Below are 20,162 nucleotides of genomic sequence, written 5' to 3' on the forward strand. Positions count from 1 at the left end.
TTTCGTGGCTCGATAGTTACCACTGCAATCCGCCCGGTGCGGGACACTGAGTGGCCAGGACGGACGTATCGGGGAGTCTGTATGGCTGGTCGGCGGACCGCGGGGGCCCAGCTCGCGGCATTGGTCGTGGTCGGCGCGCTGGTGACGGCGTGCACCGGCGAAGAACCCGACAAGCCCACCCCGAGCGCGTCGGCGACGCAGCCGCCGGTGTCCGAGCGGCCGGCGTCGGTCGCGTGGACGCTGCGGGACGTGAAGCCCATCGGCCAGCCGGTCAACGTGGCCGGTGTCGCGGTCGGGTACGTCGTGAAGAGCCGCCGGCTGTACCTCGTCGGCATCGACCCGCGGGCCGGCAAGGAGCTGTGGCGCAAGGAGGCGTCGCCCGGCGAGGTCGTGACCGGCATCGCCGTGCAGCCCTTCTTCATCCAGGACAAGGTCGTCTACCAGCGGCCCGACCGGACCGGCAACCTCTACACCCGCATCGTGGTCGCGGACCCGCGCACGGGCGAGGACCTCGTTGTCACCAAGCCCTTGTTGGTGACGTCGCCGCCCGGGGACTGTTCGGACGGCATCGACGTCTGCACCACCTCACGGTCGAACTACCGGGGGCGGGCCGTGTTGCACCGGCTGCGCATTGCCGATGGCAGCTACGTCGCGGAGAAGTCGGACACGCCGCCGGGGGCGCGCCTTGTCGGCGACGCCGGCCTACTCGATCTCGGTGGTCGCGACCCGGAGAAGCTCGCCCTGTCCCGGGACGGAAAGCTCGTCTGGCAGATCAACCTCTCCTCGGCGTTCCCTACCGGCTACAGCACGGACTACGGCTGGCACTTCGAGCACTACCCGAAGCAGAACGTCTATGTCGGCACGCTGCACCCACAACTCAGCAAACTACCCAACGGCAGCTACGTGGCCAGCCTCGACAATCGGGCCACCACGGCCGCGCTCTCGATAGCGGACGGATCGGTGCGCTGGCGTTCCGCTGGCACGGACCTGTTCTGCCGTAGCCACCTCTACATCGAGGACCCCGCCTCCGCGGACGACGGTCTGCCCGTGCGCTGCCGCTACCGGGGCACCGAGAAGTACGCCAACGACACCGCGCGGGCGACCTTCACCGATCTCGACGTGACCGTCGAGGGTTTCGACATCGCGACCGGCGATACGACGTGGCAGGTGCCGGCGGGCAGGACCGAGGCGCTCATCGACTGGGACACCAAGCCCGCCATCGCGGGCGCCACGGCCCGCCTCATCCGGGGCGGCGCCGAGCCGCTCGTGCTGGACGTGGCGACCGGCAGGAGCGTCGTGCCGGCCGCCGACGCGGCGTTCTGGTGCGCCAGGCGGGCCACCTTCGATTACCGGGAGCCGTACTACGTGCGCGGAAAGCCGGTCCGTGAGCGGGCGGGCGGCACGCACGTGAGCGTGTGCGACGCACGCGGCAAGGCGAGCGACCGTGCCCCGACGATGGGCGCCACGGCGGCCGCCGGTGCCGGCTTCGACACCGTGGCCGTCGTGGCCACCGCGAGCGGGTTCACGGGATACCGGGCGGGCTGACCGGCACCGGTCCGTCACAGGGCCGCTGCTCGCCGGAGAGCGGGGCGCCGCCGAGCCAGTCGGGCAGCCGCCTGGTCTCCGGTACGGGCGCCCAGCCCGCGCTGTCCTGCGCGTACGCCCATTGTGTTCCCCGCGCGGACAGTGCGCCGAGCGCGGACAGGAGGCGGTCGACGTCCTCCACGGTGCTGCCGACGCCGAAGCTCGCCCGCACGGCCGCCGGCACGCCGAGCCGGTCCAGCAGGGGATGCGCGCAGAACCGGCCGTCGCGCACGCCGATGCCGTGCTCGGCCGACAGGTAGGCCGCCACCTTGCCGGCGGGCACACCGTCCACAGTGAACGCCACCAGGCCCACGGCCCCGGGACTGTCGGGCCACAGCCGCAGCGGCGTGATGCCCAGCGCCGCGAGGCCGTCGACCAGCCGTTCGCGCAGGTGATGCTCGTGGTCCACGAGCGCGCCGGCCGGCAGTGCCGCCAGCTCCCGGCAGGCCCGGGCGAGGGCCGCGACCCCCACGACGTTCGGCGTGCCGGCCTCGTGCCGCGCCGGCGCCGGCGCCCAGGCCGTGGCGGCGACGGTCACGTCCGTCACCGCGCCGCCGCCGGCCAGGTACGGCTCGGCCGCGTCGAGCCAGTCCCGACGGCCCACCAGCACGCCAGCGCCGTACGGCGCGTAGAGCTTGTGGCCCGAGAACGCCAGGTAGTCCACGCCGGTGCCGGCCAGGTCGATCGGGCGGTGCGGGGCGAGCTGGGCCCCGTCGACCGCGAGCCGGGCGCCGTGCCGGTGCGCGATGTCGGCGATGGTGGGCAGCGGCGTGCGTTCGCCGGTGACGTTCGAGGCGCCAGTGACCGTGACGAGCGCGGCCGGGCGGCGGCGCAGCTCCGCCTCCAGCGCGTCGAGCGTGGCGGCCAGGGTCGGGCGGGCGGCCAGCACCCGGTCGCCCCGGCGCTGCCACGGCAGCAGGTTGGCGTGATGCTCGATGTCGAGCAGCACTGCCTCGCCCGGAGTGGCCGAGGCGAGCAGGCCGAACGCGTCCGTGGTGTGCCGGGTGAACACGACCACGTCGTCGCCGCGGGCGCCGACGAAGGACGTGACGGCCGCGCGGGCGTCCTCGTAGAGCGCGGTGCACACGCGGGACAGGTACCCCGCGCCCCGGTGGACGCTCGCGTAGCTGGCGAGTACCTCGCCCACGTGCTCGGCCACGGTGGCCAGGGCGGGCGCGCTCGCGGCGTAGTCGAGGTTCGTGTACCGCGTCTCGCCGCCGTCGACGAGCGGCACGCGCGCGTCCGTGCCGACAACGGACAGCAGGGCGGTGGGTGTGATCGATGGTGCCGTCACGGCATGACCCCCTGGGATCATCGGGGACCCGGCAGGGGTCCGCGCTTGCGCCGCCCCGGTCGGGGCGGGCCGTGTCATCACCCGGGGCACCCCGCCGCGGAGGAGGGTTGCCGGCCAACAAGCCGGGGCTACGCGTTGGCACTCGTGACAGCTCCGACCATAGCAGCCCGCGGCGAAGGCGTGAATGTCAGCCGGCGATGGCAGAATCCGGGCTTCGCCGCAGCGGGGTGTCTGGGAGGACGAGCATGGGGTGGTTGCCGACCGCCGACGGGTACGAGGTGTCGTTGCAGGGCAGCAAGGTGGTGTGCCGCAAGGGTCAGGGCAAGCAACTCAAGAGCCTGCCCAAGGCGCTCAAGGACGACGATGTCGTCGTCGGGCTGCGCCAGCTCGCCGAGTGGCTCGCCCGCCACGAGACGAGCTGCCGCGCCGAGGTCGAGCGCTGGATGATCCGTTCGCTGCCGGTGCCCGCCCAGGTGCTGGGCCGCGTCTGGGCCGACGAAGCGTGGCGGGCCGCGCTCACCGACGCCGTCGTCGTACCCGTCGACGAGGCCGGCGACTGGATCCTCGACGACGCCGGGTTCCTGCGCGAGGCCGACGTCGCGCGCGGGGTCGGCGTGGTGAACCTCGACGGCGAGTCCGTGTGGCTGACGGCCGCGCAGTTCGCCATCCCGCACCCCGTGCGCCTGGCCGACCTTGACGACCTGCGCGAGTTCGCCGCCGAACTGGGCGTGGCGCAGGGCACCACGCAGCTGTTCCGCGAGATCTGGCGCAAACCCGAGGACAAGGCCGAGCAGTCGCGGGCCCTCGGCGAGTTCTCCGGCGGTCGCTTCGAGGAGTTGCGCCACCTGACCGCCCGGGCGACGAAGCTGGGCTACCCGATCCGCGGCGGTTACGCCACCTGCCGCGTCTGGGAGGGCGGCACAGCTGTCACGGCGACCGTGTGGGTCGGCGCCGACGACCCGAGCTACGAGGCCGAGACGGGCGAGCTGTCGTTCACCAACCCGCAGGGCGAGACCGTGCCGGTGACCGAGGTCGGTCCGATCGCCTGGTCCGAGGGCATGCGCATGGCCGCCGCCCTGTACGCCGGCCGCGTCGTCAAGGAGGAGTCCGAGTGAGCGACGACGCGCTGCGGGAGGCCGGTGCGATCCTGCCGGGGGAGGCCGCTCCGGACCGGTCCGTGGACACGATCACCGCGCGGTCCTACGGGCATCCGGTGCTCGACGGTCGTACGGTCGTGCGTCTGGTGCCGGGTGCGCTGGGTGAGGCCGAGGACCTGAGCATGGAGTTCCTCGGCTTCGCCGCTGAGGCGGCGCCGGTCGTGGTGGGTCATGGGCGTCGGGAGGCGTTGGGGTTCCCGGCGTGGGCGTTGGTCAACGATCCGGCCAACGGGCGGCACGCGTTGGCGTTGGTCAAGGACATGGAGAAGCTCGCCCGGGTGGCGAAGTCGAAGCCGGGCAACGCGAAGGACGGCTACGACGCGCTGGCCAAGCGGCTCGGGCGCGCGGCGCCGCATTTCCTGCCGACGTTCTGGGAGCAGGTGGGTCGGGCGTTCCTCGCCGCCGAGAACCCGAAGGCCGCGGGTACGTGCTTCACTGCGGCGCGGCAGGCCGAGCAGGTGCACGGTCTACCGGTGGATGAGGACCGGTTGCGTGATGTGCATCTGGAGTTTGCGTTCGCTGGTGCGTTGACGGCGAAGGCGTTGAGTGAGTACGCGCGCCAGGTTGCTCAGCGTCGTCCCGCCGTCGAGGCGTACGAGCTGGTGCGGACGCTGGCGGTGCGGCGGGTGGCGGGCGGTCTGCCGCCGTATGTGGGGATGGCCGATGACCTCAAGCGGCTGGCGAAGGCGGCTGGGCTCACGCCGGACGCGGAGGCCGAGACCGTGATCGGCGAGCTGCTGGGCTATCCGGCGGTGGCCAAGTCGCATGAGGGTTTCTGGAAGGCGTACCGCCCGGCGTTGTTGCGGCTGGCCCGGCGCGACCCGGCGACGCGCGGCCGGCTGTTGGCCCTGCTGCCCGACCCGCCCGGCTACGGTGCGGACGCCACCGACACCTGGCTGCAATTGCTGGACGAGGCCGGCGCCCTGGACGCGCTGCGTTCCCCGGCCACCGCGCCCGAACCGGCACGGCCCGTCGGCGGGGTCGCCGGCTGGGTGCAGCGCTTCGTGGACCACCGCAACCGTGGCTGGCGCCGCGGCGGCCGGATCCCGCGCTGGAACACGCTTTTCGCCGAGCTGATCGGCACCGTCCGCGACGAACTCGTGGCCAGCGGCGGCGAGCTGCGCCTGGGGCTGGACTCCTACTGGTTCGCCGACCTCGACCTGCTCGACATCGCCGTGGCCGCCGGCGTACCGCTGAAGACCGCGGCCGCGGGGCAGCGCCGGGGCGCCCGGTTCAACGTCAACGCCTGGCTCGGCGGTTCGGAGGAGACCCGCCGTGACCTGGCCGCGGTCGCCGCCGACGAGCGGTTCCTGCCGTTTCTCGTCGCCGGCCTGCGCGAGAACCTCGGCGGGCGGCGCGGCGGCGACAGCGACCGGCGCCGCCAGGAGGCCTGGCGTCAGCGGGCCACCCAGCGGCTGGCCCCGGCCGGCCTGCGCACGGCAGCCACGGTGTGGCTGGATACCGTGCGCGAGAAGCTCGGCGCGGCGCCGACGCTACCGACCCTCGCCGACGCGCTCGACGAGGTCGCACCACTGTGGACGTACGACGGAGTGTCCCTGCACCCGGACGTCTTCGGCGCGCTCGCCGGCGCCGATGTCGCGGAGGCACTGGCGCGGTCGTTGCGCGGCGGCCATCCCGCCGAGCTCGGCTGGCCCGAGCACGACGCGGCCTACACCGCGCTCGGTCAGGCGCAGGAACTCGACGCGTGGCCGGACCTGGTGCTCAACGGCCCCGACCGGGCGATCGTGCTGGGACCTGACGGGGTGCTGCTCGAGCACGCGTTCCGCACCCCGGCGGGCGTCAAGCTCTCCTCGTACGACCGGCTGCGCGCCAACGCGTGGGTCGACGGCGAGCTGCGCGTCAGCTGGTCGACGGGTCGCTACTGGTCCGGTCGGCCCACCGAGGTGCTCGAAACGCGCGGCTGGTACAGCTCACGAGTGTCCGGCGGCCTCCCGCTGCCCGGCGGCGGCCGGACAACCGGTGGCCGGCCCCTGCACGTCGGGGATGCGGGCGACCCGGAGGATCACCGCGTCATCAGCGACGGCTCGGCGTACTGGCGCTACGAACGCCCGGACGACCCGGCCAAGGGCCCGGCGTGGCGCGAGTACGACCCGGCGACCGGCACGCCGGGGCGCCGCAGCCTGCCCGCCTTCTTCGACGTCGAGCTGGCCGACGGCGACGTGCTGGACGTGGCCGCGAGCTTCCTGCGTCCCGCGCCGGAGGCGTTCGTGAACTCCCCGACCGGCTGGCGTGACGGCCTCGTCGGGTGGCGGCTGATCCGGCACGCGGACGGCACCTGCACCGGCACGGGCATCGACGGCCGGTCGGTGCGGTGGGCGCCCGTCGAGCCGGAGGGCCACGGCGCGTTCCTGGGTGCCTTCCGGTTGCCCGGCGACGACCAGCCGCGCGCGGTGACGTACCAGGGCGACGGGAGCACCTTCGGCCGGGTCGCGCCCGGGATGACGGTCACGCTGTGGGACGCCGAGGGACGCCAGCCGGTAGCCCGTTGGTCGACGGGCCCCGGCCTGCCGGAGCCCGCGTTCTGGCACGCGCTGCGGCCCCGCGACGAGGCGGGCTCCAAGGCGCTGCGGTCGGTGGACGCCGCCCAGGCCCGTCGGCTGCTGGCCGCCTGCGCGGACGCGGCGGCCGACGACCTGTTGCCGGCCGCCCGTGGGGCCGTCGCGGACCTGCTGGCGGAGATCACGGACGAGCGGCTGGCCGAGGCCGTGGCGTGGTCGGTGGCCGGTGCGGAGCAGACCCGCCGGCTGCAGCGACAGGTCGCGCGACTCCTGGCGGAACGCGACGACCCGTCGGCGGCCGAGTCGGTCGCACCGTCAGCCGGGGCCCACGTGTCCGAGCTGGACATTCAACGCGTCGTCGCCGACCTCGACGGCGGGCGCCGCAACTACGCGTACGCGGCCAGCCAGTCCGTCACCGGGACCCTGGACCAGATCGCCTGGACGACCGCGTTTGTGAGCGGCGGGGAGGCGACGCTGGCCGACATGCCGGTGGGCGACCCGACGTGGGCGCGGCTGCTGCCCTGGCCCGGCGCGGTGGTCGTGCGCGCCGCGTCGCCGTTCACCTCCGACGCCGACCGGACGGCCCTCGCGGCCCTGCTGCGCCAGCTGAGCGGACTGCGTCAGGCCGGCGCGGACGCGCGGCTGCGCGTACTCACGGTCCGGTGCGCGGACGGGGTCGTCGACTCCGGCGGTGGCGCGGTGCTGGACACCGGTGCCTCCACCTTCGTGATCATGCGGGGGCCCCACCAGTACTACAGCGACCGCACCACCTGGGAACGCATCGCGATCGAGGTCAGCGCCACGGGCGAGTTCCGGGTGCCGGCCGGGGTCTTCGTGACGTCCGCGCACCCGCTGACCGGCTGGGGCGACGCGGACCGGCTCGCGACGGCGGCCGACCTGGTGGAGCGCCACGGTGCCGCCCCGCTGCCCGTCGCCGGCCAGGACACCGTCGCCGCGGCGACCGGCATCAGCCGCGCCGAGGCAGCCCTGCTGCTCGCCGCGCTGCCGAGGCTCACGTCGTACGAGGCGAACTTCCTGACCGCGCAGGAGCGGGCCCTGCTGGGGCACAAGTCGGAGACGCTGCGCGTCGCCCGCGCCGCCCTGCGGCAGATGCCCGCTCCCGACCGGCTGGCGCTGCTCGACGCCGCGATGCCGGCCGACCCGGCGGACCTGTGGCGCGCCGGCCCCGACGCCGACGGGCTTGCCCGCCGGTGGATCGAACGCTTCGGCGCCGTCATCCCGATCCCGGACGAGCTGCTCGCCGCGGCCGGCCGGGTCCTGATGAGCAACGACGCGAACCCGCTCCGCACGCTCGTCCGGCCGTTGCCGCACGACTGGCTGCACACCGACGGCGTGTCCACCGCGGACGGGTGGCGGGTGACCACGACGGCCGCCGAGGGGGAGCCGTTCGAGGGGTCGCACCTCACCGGGGTCTCGATCCTGCTGCCCTGGCTGGCGTACCGGTTGCCGGCCGGCGACCCGATCCGGGCCGCGCTGCCCACGGCGTACGGGCTGGTCCGGGAACGGCTGCGCAACGACAAGCTGCTCGTCGGCGCGGTGTCCGTCGAACACGGCCAGGTTCCGCCCGGCATGCCGGCGCTGGTCGAGGGCAGCCAGTGGGACACCCACTCCTGCTACCACCTGCGGCCCGCGGCGTTGACCGGCGCGGACGATCCGGCGCTGGCGTTCATGGACTCCTGGGTCACCCGGAGCCTGCGCCTGCTGCTCGACGAGCGGTTCGCCGCCACGATGGCCGCCATCGAGGCCGAGACGTTGCCGGCCGGGCGCTACCCGCACGACCCGACGCTGACCGTGCCCGACCTCGTCGAGGCGGTCGCCGCCGAGTACGGGCTGGACGCGGACGCCGCGGCGTACTACCTGCAACTGCTCGCCCTGCCCGACCCCACCGACAAGCGGGTCGTCGAGTGGAACGGCTGGAAGGCGGCCCGGCTGACGGCCGCCCGCAAGGCCCTGACCGCCACCGACCTCGTGGTCGAGGCCAAGCGGGAACGGGCCGGACGGTCGCTGTTCCTGCCCGGCGGGTGGCTGCCGCTCAAGGCGCCCGACCTGCCGATCGAGGCGTGGAAGACCGGCTTCGGTGCCGACGGCAGCCTGCCCGGCGGGCAGGTTCTCGTCACCACCCCGGTGCCGCAACTGTTCCGGGCCGCGTGGGCCCGGGTCGCGTCCGGCGACCGGCCCCGCTACCAGTCCCTGTCGGAGGCGCGATGACCATCGAGGCATTGCGGGAGGCCGGTGCGATCCTGCCGGGCGAGGCCCCGGCCGACCGGTCCGTGGACACGATCACCGCGCGGACCTACGCGCACCCGGTGCTCGACGGTCGTACGGTCGTGCGTCTCGTGCCGGGTGCGCTGGGTGAGGCCGAGGACCTGAGCATGGAGTACCTCGGCTTCGGGATGGTGGGGGCCCCGGTCGCGGTGGGTCACGGGCGCCGGCAGGCGTTGGGTTTCCCGGCGTGGGCGTTGGTCAACGATCCCGCCAACGGCCGCCACGCCCTCGCGCTGGTCAAGGACATGGAGAAGCTGGCCGCGCTGGCGAAGTCCCGACCCGGGCTCGCCAAGGAGAGCTACGACGAACTCGCCGACCGGCTCGGGCGCGCGGCGCCGCACTTCCTGCCGACGTTCTGGGAGCAGGCGGGCCGGGCGTTTTTGGCGGCGGAGAACCCGAAGGGCGCGGGTACGTGTTTCAGCGCGGCGCGGCAGGCCGAGCAGGTGCACGGCTTGCCGGTGGATGAGGACCGGTTGCGTGATGTGCATCTGGAGTTCGCGTTCGCTGGTGCGTTGACGGCGAAGGCGTTGAGTGAGTACGCGCGCCAGGTCGCTCAGCGTCGTCCCGCCGTCGAGGCGTACGAGCTGGTGCGGACGCTGGCGGTGCGGCGGGTGGCGGGCGGTCTGCCGCCGTATGTGGGGATGGCCGATGACCTCAAGCGGCTGGCGAAGGCGGCTGGGCTCACGCCGGACGCGGAGGCCGAGTCCGTGATCGGCGAGCTGCTGGGCTATCCGGCGGTGGCCAAGTCGCATGAGGGTTTCTGGAAGGCGTACCGCCCGGCATTGCTGCGGCTGGCCCGGCGCGACCCGGCGACGCGCGGCCGGCTGCTGGCCCTGCTGCCCGACCCGCCCGGCTACGCCGAGGTGGACACGGACGCGTGGCTCGAACTGCTGGACGAGGCCGGCGCCCTGGACGCGCTGCGCTCGCCGGCCACCGCGCCCGAACCGGCCCGGCCCGTCGGCGGGGTCGCCGCGTGGGCGCAACGCTTCATCGACTACCGGGCCAGCGGCTGGCGGCGCCGCGGGACCGCGCCGCGCTGGAACGCGCTGTTCGCCGAGCTGATCGACCCCATCCGCGAGGACCTCCTGGCCAGCGACGGCGAGCTGCGACTGGGCGCCGGCTCCACCGCGTTCGCCGAGTTGGACCTGCTCGACGTCTGCCTCGCCGCCGGCGTGCCCGTGGCGGGGCAGCGGGCCGGCGCGCGCAGGGCGTTCGACCTCAGCGACTGGCTCGCGCTGCCCGCCGGGAGCCGTCGCGACCTGACCGCGATCGCCCGCGACCCCCGCTTCCTGCCGCGCCTCGTCAACGGTCTGCGCGAGCACCTCGGCCTGCGGCGCGACGACGAGACCGCCCAACGCCGGCAGAAGGCGCTGCGCGAGCGCGCCACCTGGAAACTGGAGCCCGCCGGGCTGCGCCTGGCCGCCCACTCGTGGCTCGCCGCCATCGGCGAGCGCATCGGCCCGGAGCCCACCTCGCTGGTCCTCGCCGACGTCATCGACGAGACCGCTGGTCTGTGGACCTACGACGGGTTGTCGCTCGCGCCCGACACGTTCGCCGCGCTGGCGTCGGCGGACATGGCCGGGGCGCTGGCGCGGTCGCTGCGCGGCGGCCTGATCGCCGAGCTGGGCTGGCCCGAGCACGAGGCGACCGCGACGGAGGTGGGCGAGGCCACCGAGCTGGAGTTCTGGCCACAGTTGGTGTTCAGCGGCCCGACACGGGCGGTCGTCCTCGGGCCTGAGGGCGTCGAACTGGACCACACGTTCCGCGCACCGCAGGGCGTCACCTTCGACAGGTACGACGACCCGCGCGTCGGCGCGTTCGTCGACGGGCAGCTGCGCATCGACTGGTCGACGGGCTGCTACTGGTCCGGCCGCCCGACCGAGGCCCTTGGCGGCACCCGGGGCTGGTACCGGTGGTGGTCCGACGGTGGCCTGCCGCTGCCCGGCGGCGGCCGTACGAGCGGCGATCGGCCGCTGCGGGTGGGCGACGCCGCCGAGCCGGACCACACCCGGGTCATCAGCGACGGCTCGACCTACTGGCGCCTCGAGGACCATCCCGACCAGGACGGCGCTGAACAGTGGCGGGAGTTCGACCCGGCGACCGGCGCGGGCGGCCGGTGGAGCGTGCCGGCGTTCTTCGACGTCGCGCTGGCGGCCGGCGACAGCTTCCATCCAAAGTGGAGCGATCTGCGGCCCGCACCGGCGGCGTTCGCCGCGTCGCCGCTGGGATGGCGTGACGGCCTGGTGGGCTGGCGGGTGATCCGGCACACGGACGGCGCGTACACCGGCACGGGCATCGACGGCCGGACCGTGCGTTGGGCGCCCGCCGACGGCCCGGACCGGTACGGGCGGCTCGCCGGAGCCCTGCGCCTGCCGGGCGACGACCCGGTCCGTCCGGTGACCTACGACGGCTCGGACGACGAGGACGCGGGCGGGCTGGTCACCGTCTGGGACGTCGACGGGCGCCTGCCGGTCACCCGGTGGCGGACCGGTCCCGGCCTGCCGGCTCCCGTGTTCTGGCACCCTCTGCGGCCCCGCGACGAGGCGGGCTCCAAGGCGCTGCGCTGCGCCGACGGCGATCTGGCCGCCCGGCTGCTGGCCGCCTGCGCGCAGGCGAGCGCCAAGGACGTGCCCGACGCGGCCCGCCGGGCCGTGCGCGAGCTGCTGGGCGAGATCACCGACGCCACGCTGCGGGAGGCGGTCGCCTGGTCGGTGACGATGGCGGAACGTACCCGGCGGCTACAGGGTGACCTCGCCGGCCTGCTGGCCGAGCGGCTTAACCCGCCCACGCCGCAGGTCCCCACGGCGAAGGCTCGCCCGGCGGTGTCCGAGGCGGAACTGGTCCGGGTCGTCGTCGACCTCGGGATGCCGGACGACACCGCCGGTCACACCGGGCCCGGCACGATGGCCGACCAGGTCACGAGCGTCGCGGCCCTGCTGTCGGCCGGATCGGGCACGGCCGACGAGCTGCCCGCAGCCGAGACGGCCTGGGCGTACGCGTTGCCGAACCTGGGCGCCCTCGTCGTGCGGGCGGCGTCGCCGCTCACCTCCGAGACCGACCGCACGGCGCTGCGGGAACTGCTCCGCGTGCTGGCGGGCTTCGGGCACGTCGGCGCCGACCCGCGGCTGCGCGTGCTGACCGTGACGTGCCCGGAGACACTGGTTGACCGCGAGGGCGGCGCGGTCCTGCGCACCGGCACGTCCACGTTGGTCATCCTGCGCGGCCCGCAGCAGTACCACCGCGAGCGCGGCGACTGGGAGCGCGTGGCGATCGAGTTCAGCCCGACGGGCGAGTTCGGGATCCCGGACCAGGTTCTCGTCACGTCGGCGCGGGTGCTGACCGGCTGGGGTGACCCGGCCCGGTTGGCCGACGCCATCGAGCTGTTGGAGAGCGAGGGCGCGGCCCCGCTGGCGACCGGGTCGTTCGACCGTGTCGTGGCGGCGACCGGCATGAGCCGGTCCGAGGCGGCCCTGTTGCTCGCCGGCCTGCCGGGGCTGACCTCGTGGGAGGCCAACTTCCTCACTACCGGGCAACGGGCCACGCTCGGCCTGCGGGCGGACACCTTGCGGGCGGCCCGCGACACGCTCCGCGAGCTGCCGGCCGCGGACCGCCTGGCGCTGCTGGACGCCGCCATGCCGGCAGACCCGGCCGACCTGTGGCGCCACGGGCCCGACGCGGACGGCCTCGCGCGGCGCTGGGTCGAACGCTTCGGCGTCGTCGCCCCCATCGCCGACGATCTGCTCGCCGAGGCCGACCGGATGCTGCCGCGCGGCGGCGGCCAGACGGTACGCGTTCTCGCCCGGCCCACCCCGGGGGACTGGCTGCACACCGACGGGGTCTCCGAGGCATACGACTGGGGCACGAGGACGACCGCGCCGTCCGGTACGCCGTTCGACGAGAACCACCTCGTGGCCGCCGCCGTCGCGCTGCCCTGGCTGGCCTACCGGCTGCCGGTGGGCGACCCGGTGCGCGCCGGGCTGCCCGCGGCGTACCGGCTGGTGCGGGAGCGGCTACGCAACGACGCGCTGCTCCTCGACGCCGAGTACCTCGAGCGCGCGAGCGTGCCGCCGGGCATGCCGGCGCTCGTGGAGGGCGAGCACGACGACGACGCGGCCTTCTACAGCCTGCGCCCGGCGGCACTGTCCGGAGTGGACGATCCCGCCCTGGCGTTCGTCGAACATGACATAGCCGCGAGCCTGCGGCTGTTGCTCAGCGACGGGCTGGCCGCCCTCATGGACGCGATCGACTCGGAGACGCTGCCGGCCGGCCGCTTCGCCCAGGACCCGACCGTCAGCGTGCCCGACCTGGTCGAGGCCGTCGCCGCCGAGTACGGCCTGCCCGCCGACGCCGCCGCGTACTACCTGCAGTTGCTGGCTCTGCCCGACCCGACGGACCGGCGGGTCACCGAGTGGAACGGGTGGAAGACGGCCCGGCTGACGGCGGCTCGCAAGGCCCTGGCGGCCACCGACCTGGTGGTCGAGGCCAAGCGGGAACGCGCTGGACGCAGCGTGTTCCTGCCGGGCGGCTGGCTGGCCTTCACCGCGCCCAACCTGCCCGTCGAGGCGTGGAAGACCAGCCTGGGCACCGACGGTAGTCTGCCCGACGGGCGGGTCCTCGTCACCACCCCCGTGCCGGAGCTGTTCCGGGCCAGCTGGGCCCGGGTCGTCGCCGGTGACCTTCCGCGCTACCACTCCCTGTCGGAGGAATGATGACGACGACCGCACGGCAGATCGACCCGCCGGAGCACCGGTACGCCGAGGAGCTGGAGTTCCTCGCGGCGGCCGACACCGGGCCGCGCCCGCCCGCCTGGCGGCTCACCCCGCGCGCCGTGGTCACGTTCATCGCCGGCTCCGGCGGCAGGCCGGTCGACGGACCGGGCAAGACGAAGAAGGTCATCGAGCCGAAGTTCGTCGGCGAGCGCGCGCTCGTCGAGCGGTGCGTGGTGACCCTCGCGGGCGAGCGCGGCCTGCTGCTCGTCGGCGAGCCCGGCACCGCCAAGTCGATGCTGTCCGAGCTGCTCGCCGCCGCCGTCTGCGGCACCAGCGGGCTCACCGTGCAGGGCACCGCCGGCACCACCGAGGACCAGCTGCGCTACGGCTGGAACTACGCGCTGCTGCTGGCCAAGGGTCCCAGCCGCGACGCGCTGGTCGCCTCGCCGGTGCTGGCCGCCATGACCGCCGGGGCGGTCGCCCGCGTCGAGGAGGTCACCCGCTGCCTGCCGGAGGTGCAGGACGCGCTCGTCTCCGTGCTGTCCGACCGGCGCATGTCGATGCCGGAGCTGGCCGGCATCGACGACGCGGTGGCCTACGCCGCGCCGGGGTTCACCGTGATCGCCACGGCCAACCTGCGCGACCGGGGCGTGTCGGAGATGTCCGCGGCGCTCAAGCGCCGGTTCAACTTCGAGGTCGTCCCACCCATCGCGGACCTCGATGCCGAGATCAACCTGGTACGCCGGCAGGCGCGCGCCGCCGTCGAGCGCGTCGGCGCGGCGTACCAGGTCGACGACGCGGTGCTGGAGACCCTGGTGACCGCCTTCCGCGACCTGCGTACCGGCCGCTCCGTCGAGGGCTGGCAGGTCGAGCGACCGTCCACTGTGATGAGTACAGCCGAGGCGGTCGCGGTGGCGGCGTCCATCGGGCTGGCGACCGCGTACCTGCCCGGCCGCGACCCGCTGTCGCTGCTGCCCGGCCACCTGCTCGGGGTGGTCCGCAAGGACGACGAGAGCGACCAGGCGCGCCTGCTCGCGTACTGGGACGGGCCGCTGCGCCGGCGCGCCACCGGTGGCGCGCGCATGTGGCAGCAGCTGTGGGAGCAGCGTGACGCCCTCCAGCACTGACCCGGCCGGCGCCGTCGAGGCCCTCGCCGCGAGCGAGACCCCGTACCTGATCGGGGTGCGCCACCACTCGCCCGTCGTCGCGGCGGCCGTGCCGGCGCTGCTCGACGCGTACCGGCCCGACCTGGTACTCATCGAGCTGCCCGAGGAGCTGGGGGAGTGGCTGCCCTGGCTCGCCCACCCGGACACGGTCGCGCCGGTCGCCCTCGCCGCGGCGCGCGGCGCGGCCCGTACCGCGCCGCGCCGGGGCGCCCGGCTCGTGGCCGGCGACGACAGCGCGCCCGGCGACGACGAGGGCGACGGCCCGCTCGGGTTCTACCCGTTCGCGGACTTCTCGCCGGAGCTGGCCGCCATCCGGTGGGCGGCGGCGGCCGGCGTCGAGGTGGCCCCGTGCGACCTGCCCCTCACCCATCCCGGCTGGCGTGCCCGCACGCCGGATGCGCAGACCGATGCCGATGTGGACCGCCCCGGGGGGACCCCGGTCGCGGACCGGCTGGTGCTGACCGGCCGCGACGGTGAGGACCGGTGGGACCGGTGGGTGGAGGCCGCGGCCCCCGGGTCCAGCCCCGAATCCGTACGCCGGGCCGCGCTGGCCGTGGGGTGGGCGCTGCGCCACGACGCCGAGAACGGCGGTGGCGTGGACCCCGTCGACCTCGCCCGGGAGGCGTGGATGCGCGCGCGGGTCGCGGCCGCCGCCGGGCGCCGGGTCGCCGTCGTCCTCGGCGCCTTCCACGCCCCGGCCCTGCTGTCCGGGGCCGACCCGGCGCCCGAGGCGCCCCCGGCCGCCCGCGACCTGGTCACCTCGCTCGTGCCGTACACGTTCGAACTGCTCGACAGCCGGTCCGGGTACCCGGCCGGCATCCGCGACCCGCACTGGCAGCAGTCCGTCTTCGACTGCGGCGCCGAACCGGCCGGCGTGGAGGCCCTCGCGTCGTCGTTCGCCGTACGGGTGAGCGCCGCGCTGCGCGACGCCGGGCACCCCGCCGGGCCCGCCGAGTCGCGGGAGGTGGCGCGCCTGGCCACCGACCTAGCCCGGCTGCGCGGCCTGCCCGCCCCCGGCCGGGGCGAACTCGTCGAGGCCCTGCAGACCACCCTCGCCCAGGGCGAGCCGACCGGGCGGGGCCGGGCGGTGGCCCGCGCCATGAGCGACGTCCTCGTCGGCGACCGCCGGGGGCGGCTGGCCCCCGGTACCCCGGCCAGCGGCCTGCTGCCCGCCGTCACCGACCTGCTGACCCGGCTGCGGCTGCCCGCGCCCGGCGCGGCACCCCAGACCGTGCGGCTGGACCCGCTGCGCTCCCCACTGGACCTGCGCCGTGAGGTCGCGCTGCGGCGGCTGGCCGTGTGCCAGGTGCCGTACGCGAAGGCGGAGGAGGTCGTCGGCGTCGGCGGCGCGGACGCGCTGAGCACCGCGTGGCGGGTGCACTGGACGCCCGCCACGGACGCGGCGATCACGGTCGCCGGCCTGCACGGCGTGACCCTCGCCCAGGCCGCGGCCGGGCGGCTGCGCGCCCAGCGGGCCAGGGAGATCGCCGGGGGCGGCCCGACCGCCGCGCAGGCGCTCGCCGGCGGCGCGGCGGCCGCGGCGGCGGCCGAGCCCCGCGCGGTGCGGCCCCGCCTCGACGACGTGGCCGCCCACGTGTGCCACGGCGGCACCCTCGAGGAGATCGTGGCCGGCGTCGACCTGGTGGAGCGCGTCAGGGCGGGCCACGTGCCCGGGCTCGCCCCGCCCGAGGGCCTCGACGACCTGGTCGAGAACCTGTACGCCGCCGCCGTGCGCGCCGTCGACGGGCTGGCCGGCGCCACCGACCCCGCCGACGCGCGCGCCCTGCTCGCCCTCGTCGACCGCGCCGGCGCGGCCGGCCGGCTGCTGCGCCTGGACCACGCCCTGGCCCGCATCGCGGCCACCGGTACGCCGCTCATGCAGGCCGCCGCCGGCGCGGTGCGGGTGCTCCTGGAGCTGGACACACCCGAGGAGTACGGGCTGCGGCTCGCGTCCTGGGTGGACGCCCCCGCCGACGGGCTGACCGCCCGGCTGCAGGGCGCCCTCACGGTCGCCGGCCCGCTGCTGGAGGCGGGCGACGCGACCGTCACGCCGCTGCTCGACCGAGTCGAGGAACTGCCCGACGACGACTTCCTGCGCCGGCTGCCGGCCCTGCGCGGCGGGTTCGACGCGCTGAGCCCGGCCGCGCGCGACCGGGTGCTCACCATGGTCACGGACCGGCTCGACCAGGCCGGCGGCCCCGTCCTCGACCTGCGCGACGCCCTGCCGGACGACCCGGCCGCGCTGGCCGCCTGGCTCGCCGCCGACCTGGCCGGCCGCGCCGCCCTCGCGGACCTCGGCTTCGACCGGACCGGCGCGGGCGCGCCCGCCCTCGCCGCGACGCCGATGACGACCGCCACCGCGCCGGCCACGGCCGCGATGCCGACCGCCGCGCCGGCCACGGCTGAGATGCCGACCGCCGTCGCGTCCGAGCCGGCCGGCGACGCGCGCTCGCCGGGCGTACCCGGGGAAGACGACGCGGACCGTGCGGTCGCGTCGCGGACCGTGCCGCCCGCGCAACGCTGGCGGCTCGTCCTCGGCCGGCGTCGTGACGAGCTACCGGCGGCCGGGCAGCGGTTGGCCACGGCGTTGGATGAGCTGTACGGCGCCGGGCGCGGTGAGGGCTCCTACAGCGCGGAGGGCGCGGGCAGCGGCGGGCAGGGCGGCGGCCGCGGCGCCGGGTTCCCGACCGTGCGCGAGTGGGCCGACGAGCTGGAGGCGCTGTTCGGCGCGCGGGTGCGCGAGGAGGTGCTGGCCCGGGCCGCGTCCGCCGGGCGGGTCGATGTCGCGCTGGCGCTCGACCCGGAGTCGGTGCGGCCGTCCGTGGAGTTGCTGCACGCCGTGCTGTCGCTGGCCGGCGGGATGTCCGAGGCGAACCTCGCGCGGCTGCGGCCCCTCGTCGCCCGGCTCGTCGCGGCGCTCACCGAGCAGCTCGCCCGGCAGCTGCGGCCGGCGCTGACCGGGCTGGCCAGCCCTCGACGCACCCGCCGGCCCACCGGCGTGCTCGACCTGCCCGGCACGATCCGGGCCAACCTGCACACCGCGCGCCCGGACGACCGGGGGCGGCTGCTGGTGCTGCCGGAGCGGCCGGTGTTCCGCACGCGCAGCCGGCGCGGCGTCGAGTGGCAGCTCATCGTGCTCACGGACGTGTCCGGCTCGATGGAGCCCTCGACCGTGTGGGCGGCGCTGACCGCGTCGATCCTCGCCGGGGTGCCGGCGTTGAAGACGCACTTCGTGACGTTCTCCGACGGGGTCATCGACCTCACCGAGCGCGTCGACGACCCGCTCGCCCTGCTGCTGGAGGTGCGCGTCGGCGGCGGTACGCACATCGCGAAGGCGCTGCGGTACGCGCGCGACCTCGTGACCGTGCCCAGCCGCACCATGGTCGTGGTGATCAGTGACTTCGAGGAGGGCTACCCGCTGTCGGGCCTGGTGAGTGAGGTGCGCACGCTGGTCGGGGCGGGCTGCGCGCTGCTCGGCTGCGCGAGCCTCGACGACCGGGGCGCCGCCCGGTACAGCACCGCGGTCGCCGCCCAGCTGGTCGCGGCGGGCATGCCGGTCGCCGCGCTGAGCCCGTTGGAGCTCGCCCGCTGGGTCGGGGAGCAGGTGAACCGGTGAGCCTTCCGGAGGTCGCGCCCGACGTCCTGGCCGACGCTGTCGACTCGCTGCCCGGCCGGCTGCGCAAACGCCTCGACGAGTTCGTGACCCAGGCGGCCGGTTGGCCGGTCGCGGCGGACGGGACCGGCGGGTACGTCGTGACCGTCGACGAGCAGACGACCGTGACCCTCGCCGCCGTCGTCCGGGCGGCCGGCGACGCGGCCTGCACATGCCTGCTCGCGCCCCGATGCCTGCACCGCACGGCCGTGCTGAGCGCCGCTCCGGTGCTGAGTGCCGCGCCGCTGTTCGCCGGCGACGCCACGGACGCCGGGTCGACCGGTGCCGGCGTGGTCGCGGCGGCCGGGCTCGGTGACGGGACCCCCGCCGACGGGGCCGCTGCGGCGCCCGTGGTCCTCGACGACGCCCAGGTCACCGCCGCCGGCAGACTGTGGCGGGCGGCCGTGCCCGTGCTGGAGTCCGGCATCCCCGGCTCGGGCGCGGTCGCGCAGGCCCAGCTGCTGCGCGCCGTGCACGAGGCGCGCGGCGTCGGGCTGCACCGGGCCGCCGCCGCCGGGGTACGCGTCGTCGAGTCGTTGCGCGCGGCCCGCGCCGAGGACGCCCGCTTCCGCCTCGCCGACCTCACCGACGACCTGCGCGAGCTGCTCACCGTGTGCCACCAGCTGACCTCCGGCGCCGGTGACCTGGCGGCCGCCCGGGGTACGGCGCGGCGGGAGTACGAGGACCTGGGCAGCCTGCGGCTGTCCGGCCTGTTCGCCGAGCCGGTGCTGACGACCTCCGGGTACGCGGGCGCGGTCACGTACCTGTGCGACGACGACCGTCGTCTGTGGATGGTCAGCAGCGTGCGGCCGGGTGGCGTGGCCGAGGCGCGCGGCGCAGCCAACGGTGCGGTGACCCTGGGCGAGGTGCGGCTGAGCCACCGCGACGCCGGGCGGGCCGGGGTCGTTGTCGTGGGCGCGAAAGCGTCCGCCTCCGGCCGGCTCAGCGGCGGGGCGCGGGTGCGCGCCGTGCGCGCCGACGGCCGCGCGTGGACGGACGAGCCGCTGGCCGGGCTGTGGCGCGAACCGCTCGCCGCGCAACTGGCCCGCTACGACGCGGCGCTCGCCCTGCCCGCGCCCGTCCGGCCCGCCGGGCACGACCTACTGTTCCTGCGCGGCACCCTCGGTGTCGGGCGGGACGGCCTCGTCATCACCACCGCCGACGCCGGCGTGATCGCCGTTGCCCCGGCGCTGGCCGACCCGGCGCTGCCCACGGTCACCAACCTGCGCCAGCTCGCCCGCGCCGCCGCCGGCCACGAAGGGCTGCTCATCGGCCGGATAGCGGGTACCCGGGTCGTGCACGGGCTCGCGCTGTCGGCCGACTGGCTGCCGGACCGCCTCGGCGGCCACGTCGACCTCGCCGTGGACGCCCTGGACCGCTCCGACCTGCCCGGCTCGGCGGCCGACTCCGTCCCGGACGCGCTCGCCGGGCCGGGATCCGCGCAGCCCATCGGGACACCGCCCGCGCTGCACCTGCTGCGCATGCGGGTCGAGCGCGCCGTCAGCGGCGGCCGCGCCGCGGTACGTACCCCGTCGGGGCCCGACGCGGCGCGCCTGAGCGCCGCGCAGCTGGCGACGGGCGCGGCGGTCCTGGCCGCCCTGCACGAGGCGGCCGCCGGCCGCACCCGCGACGTGTTCGGCCGGCTCGACCCGCTCGACGGCGACCGTCTCGCCCGCGCGTGGCTCACCGCCGCCGCGTACACGGACGCGGCGAGCCGACACCTGGCCGTGGCCGGCTGGCTCGCCGCCGACCGACCCGGCTGACCCAAGGAACCGACGTGCGGCAGGTCGTCCCG

General features: G+C 75.7%; 8 protein-coding genes and 1 riboswitch. Of the genes, 7 read left to right on the plus strand and 1 reads right to left on the minus strand.

Annotated elements, in window-relative coordinates:
• The first annotated feature begins 81 nt into the window (after window positions 1-81).
• A complete protein-coding gene (locus tag ABD191_RS05300) occupies window positions 82-1,545 on the plus strand; it encodes an outer membrane protein assembly factor BamB family protein (RefSeq protein ID WP_344077437.1) in 1,464 nt (487 codons plus the stop codon).
• On the opposite strand, the gene ABD191_RS05305 is transcribed toward ABD191_RS05300, so the two are convergent.
• On the minus strand, window positions 1,523-2,899 hold the full coding sequence (locus ABD191_RS05305; protein ID WP_425560654.1) for an aminotransferase class V-fold PLP-dependent enzyme: 1,377 nt from the start codon (window positions 2,897-2,899) through the stop codon (window positions 1,523-1,525). The two genes, ABD191_RS05300 and ABD191_RS05305, sit on opposite strands and share 23 nt — an antisense overlap.
• Before the next feature lie 15 nt (window positions 2,900-2,914).
• Window positions 2,915-3,028: riboswitch (SAM riboswitch) on the minus strand.
• Between the two features lie 95 nt (window positions 3,029-3,123).
• Between ABD191_RS05305 and ABD191_RS05310 the strand changes: the two genes are divergently transcribed.
• Genes ABD191_RS05310 through ABD191_RS05335 form a run of 6 tightly spaced genes read left to right on the plus strand, consistent with a single transcriptional unit; the run spans window position 3,124 to window position 20,130 of the window.
• Window positions 3,124-3,993, plus strand: coding sequence for a DUF4132 domain-containing protein (locus ABD191_RS05310; RefSeq protein WP_344077442.1), 870 nt, complete (start codon window positions 3,124-3,126; stop codon window positions 3,991-3,993).
• Window positions 3,990-8,783 (plus strand): hypothetical protein, encoded by a 4,794-nt coding sequence (locus ABD191_RS05315; RefSeq protein ID WP_344077444.1) that lies wholly within the window; start codon window positions 3,990-3,992, stop codon window positions 8,781-8,783. Before ABD191_RS05310 ends, ABD191_RS05315 begins: the two co-directional genes overlap by 4 nt.
• The gene (locus tag ABD191_RS05320) at window positions 8,780-13,549 is read left to right on the plus strand and encodes a hypothetical protein (RefSeq protein ID WP_344077446.1); all 4,770 of its coding nucleotides are present in this window, start codon (window positions 8,780-8,782) and stop codon (window positions 13,547-13,549) included. The genes ABD191_RS05315 and ABD191_RS05320 overlap by 4 nt, the downstream gene beginning before the upstream one ends.
• A complete protein-coding gene (locus tag ABD191_RS05325) occupies window positions 13,549-14,676 on the plus strand; it encodes an ATP-binding protein (RefSeq protein ID WP_344077447.1) in 1,128 nt (375 codons plus the stop codon). Before ABD191_RS05320 ends, ABD191_RS05325 begins: the two co-directional genes overlap by 1 nt.
• The gene (locus ABD191_RS05330; protein WP_344077449.1) at window positions 14,657-18,331 is read left to right on the plus strand and encodes a DUF5682 family protein; all 3,675 of its coding nucleotides are present in this window, start codon (window positions 14,657-14,659) and stop codon (window positions 18,329-18,331) included. Before ABD191_RS05325 ends, ABD191_RS05330 begins: the two co-directional genes overlap by 20 nt.
• Window positions 18,328-20,130, plus strand: a complete 1,803-nt coding sequence (locus ABD191_RS05335) for a hypothetical protein (protein ID WP_344077451.1) — start codon at window positions 18,328-18,330, stop codon at window positions 20,128-20,130. The genes ABD191_RS05330 and ABD191_RS05335 overlap by 4 nt, the downstream gene beginning before the upstream one ends.
• The last annotated feature ends 32 nt before the right edge of the window (window positions 20,131-20,162 follow it).

The sequence above is a fragment of the Luedemannella helvata genome (genome assembly GCF_039528415.1).
In the GTDB taxonomy this organism is placed as follows: Bacteria; Actinomycetota; Actinomycetes; order Mycobacteriales; family Micromonosporaceae; genus Luedemannella; species Luedemannella helvata.

Coding starts and splice junctions, on each gene's coding strand:
- ABD191_RS05325 (WP_344077447.1), top strand. CDS start 13,549: ATGACGACGACCGCACGGCAGATCGACCCGCCGGAGCACCGGTACGCC.
- ABD191_RS05320 (WP_344077446.1), top strand. CDS start 8,780: ATGACCATCGAGGCATTGCGGGAGGCCGGTGCGATCCTGCCGGGCGAG.
- ABD191_RS05310 (WP_344077442.1), top strand. CDS start 3,124: ATGGGGTGGTTGCCGACCGCCGACGGGTACGAGGTGTCGTTGCAGGGC.
- ABD191_RS05300 (WP_344077437.1), top strand. CDS start 82: ATGGCTGGTCGGCGGACCGCGGGGGCCCAGCTCGCGGCATTGGTCGTG.
- ABD191_RS05305 (WP_425560654.1), bottom strand. CDS start 2,899: ATGATCCCAGGGGGTCATGCCGTGACGGCACCATCGATCACACCCACC.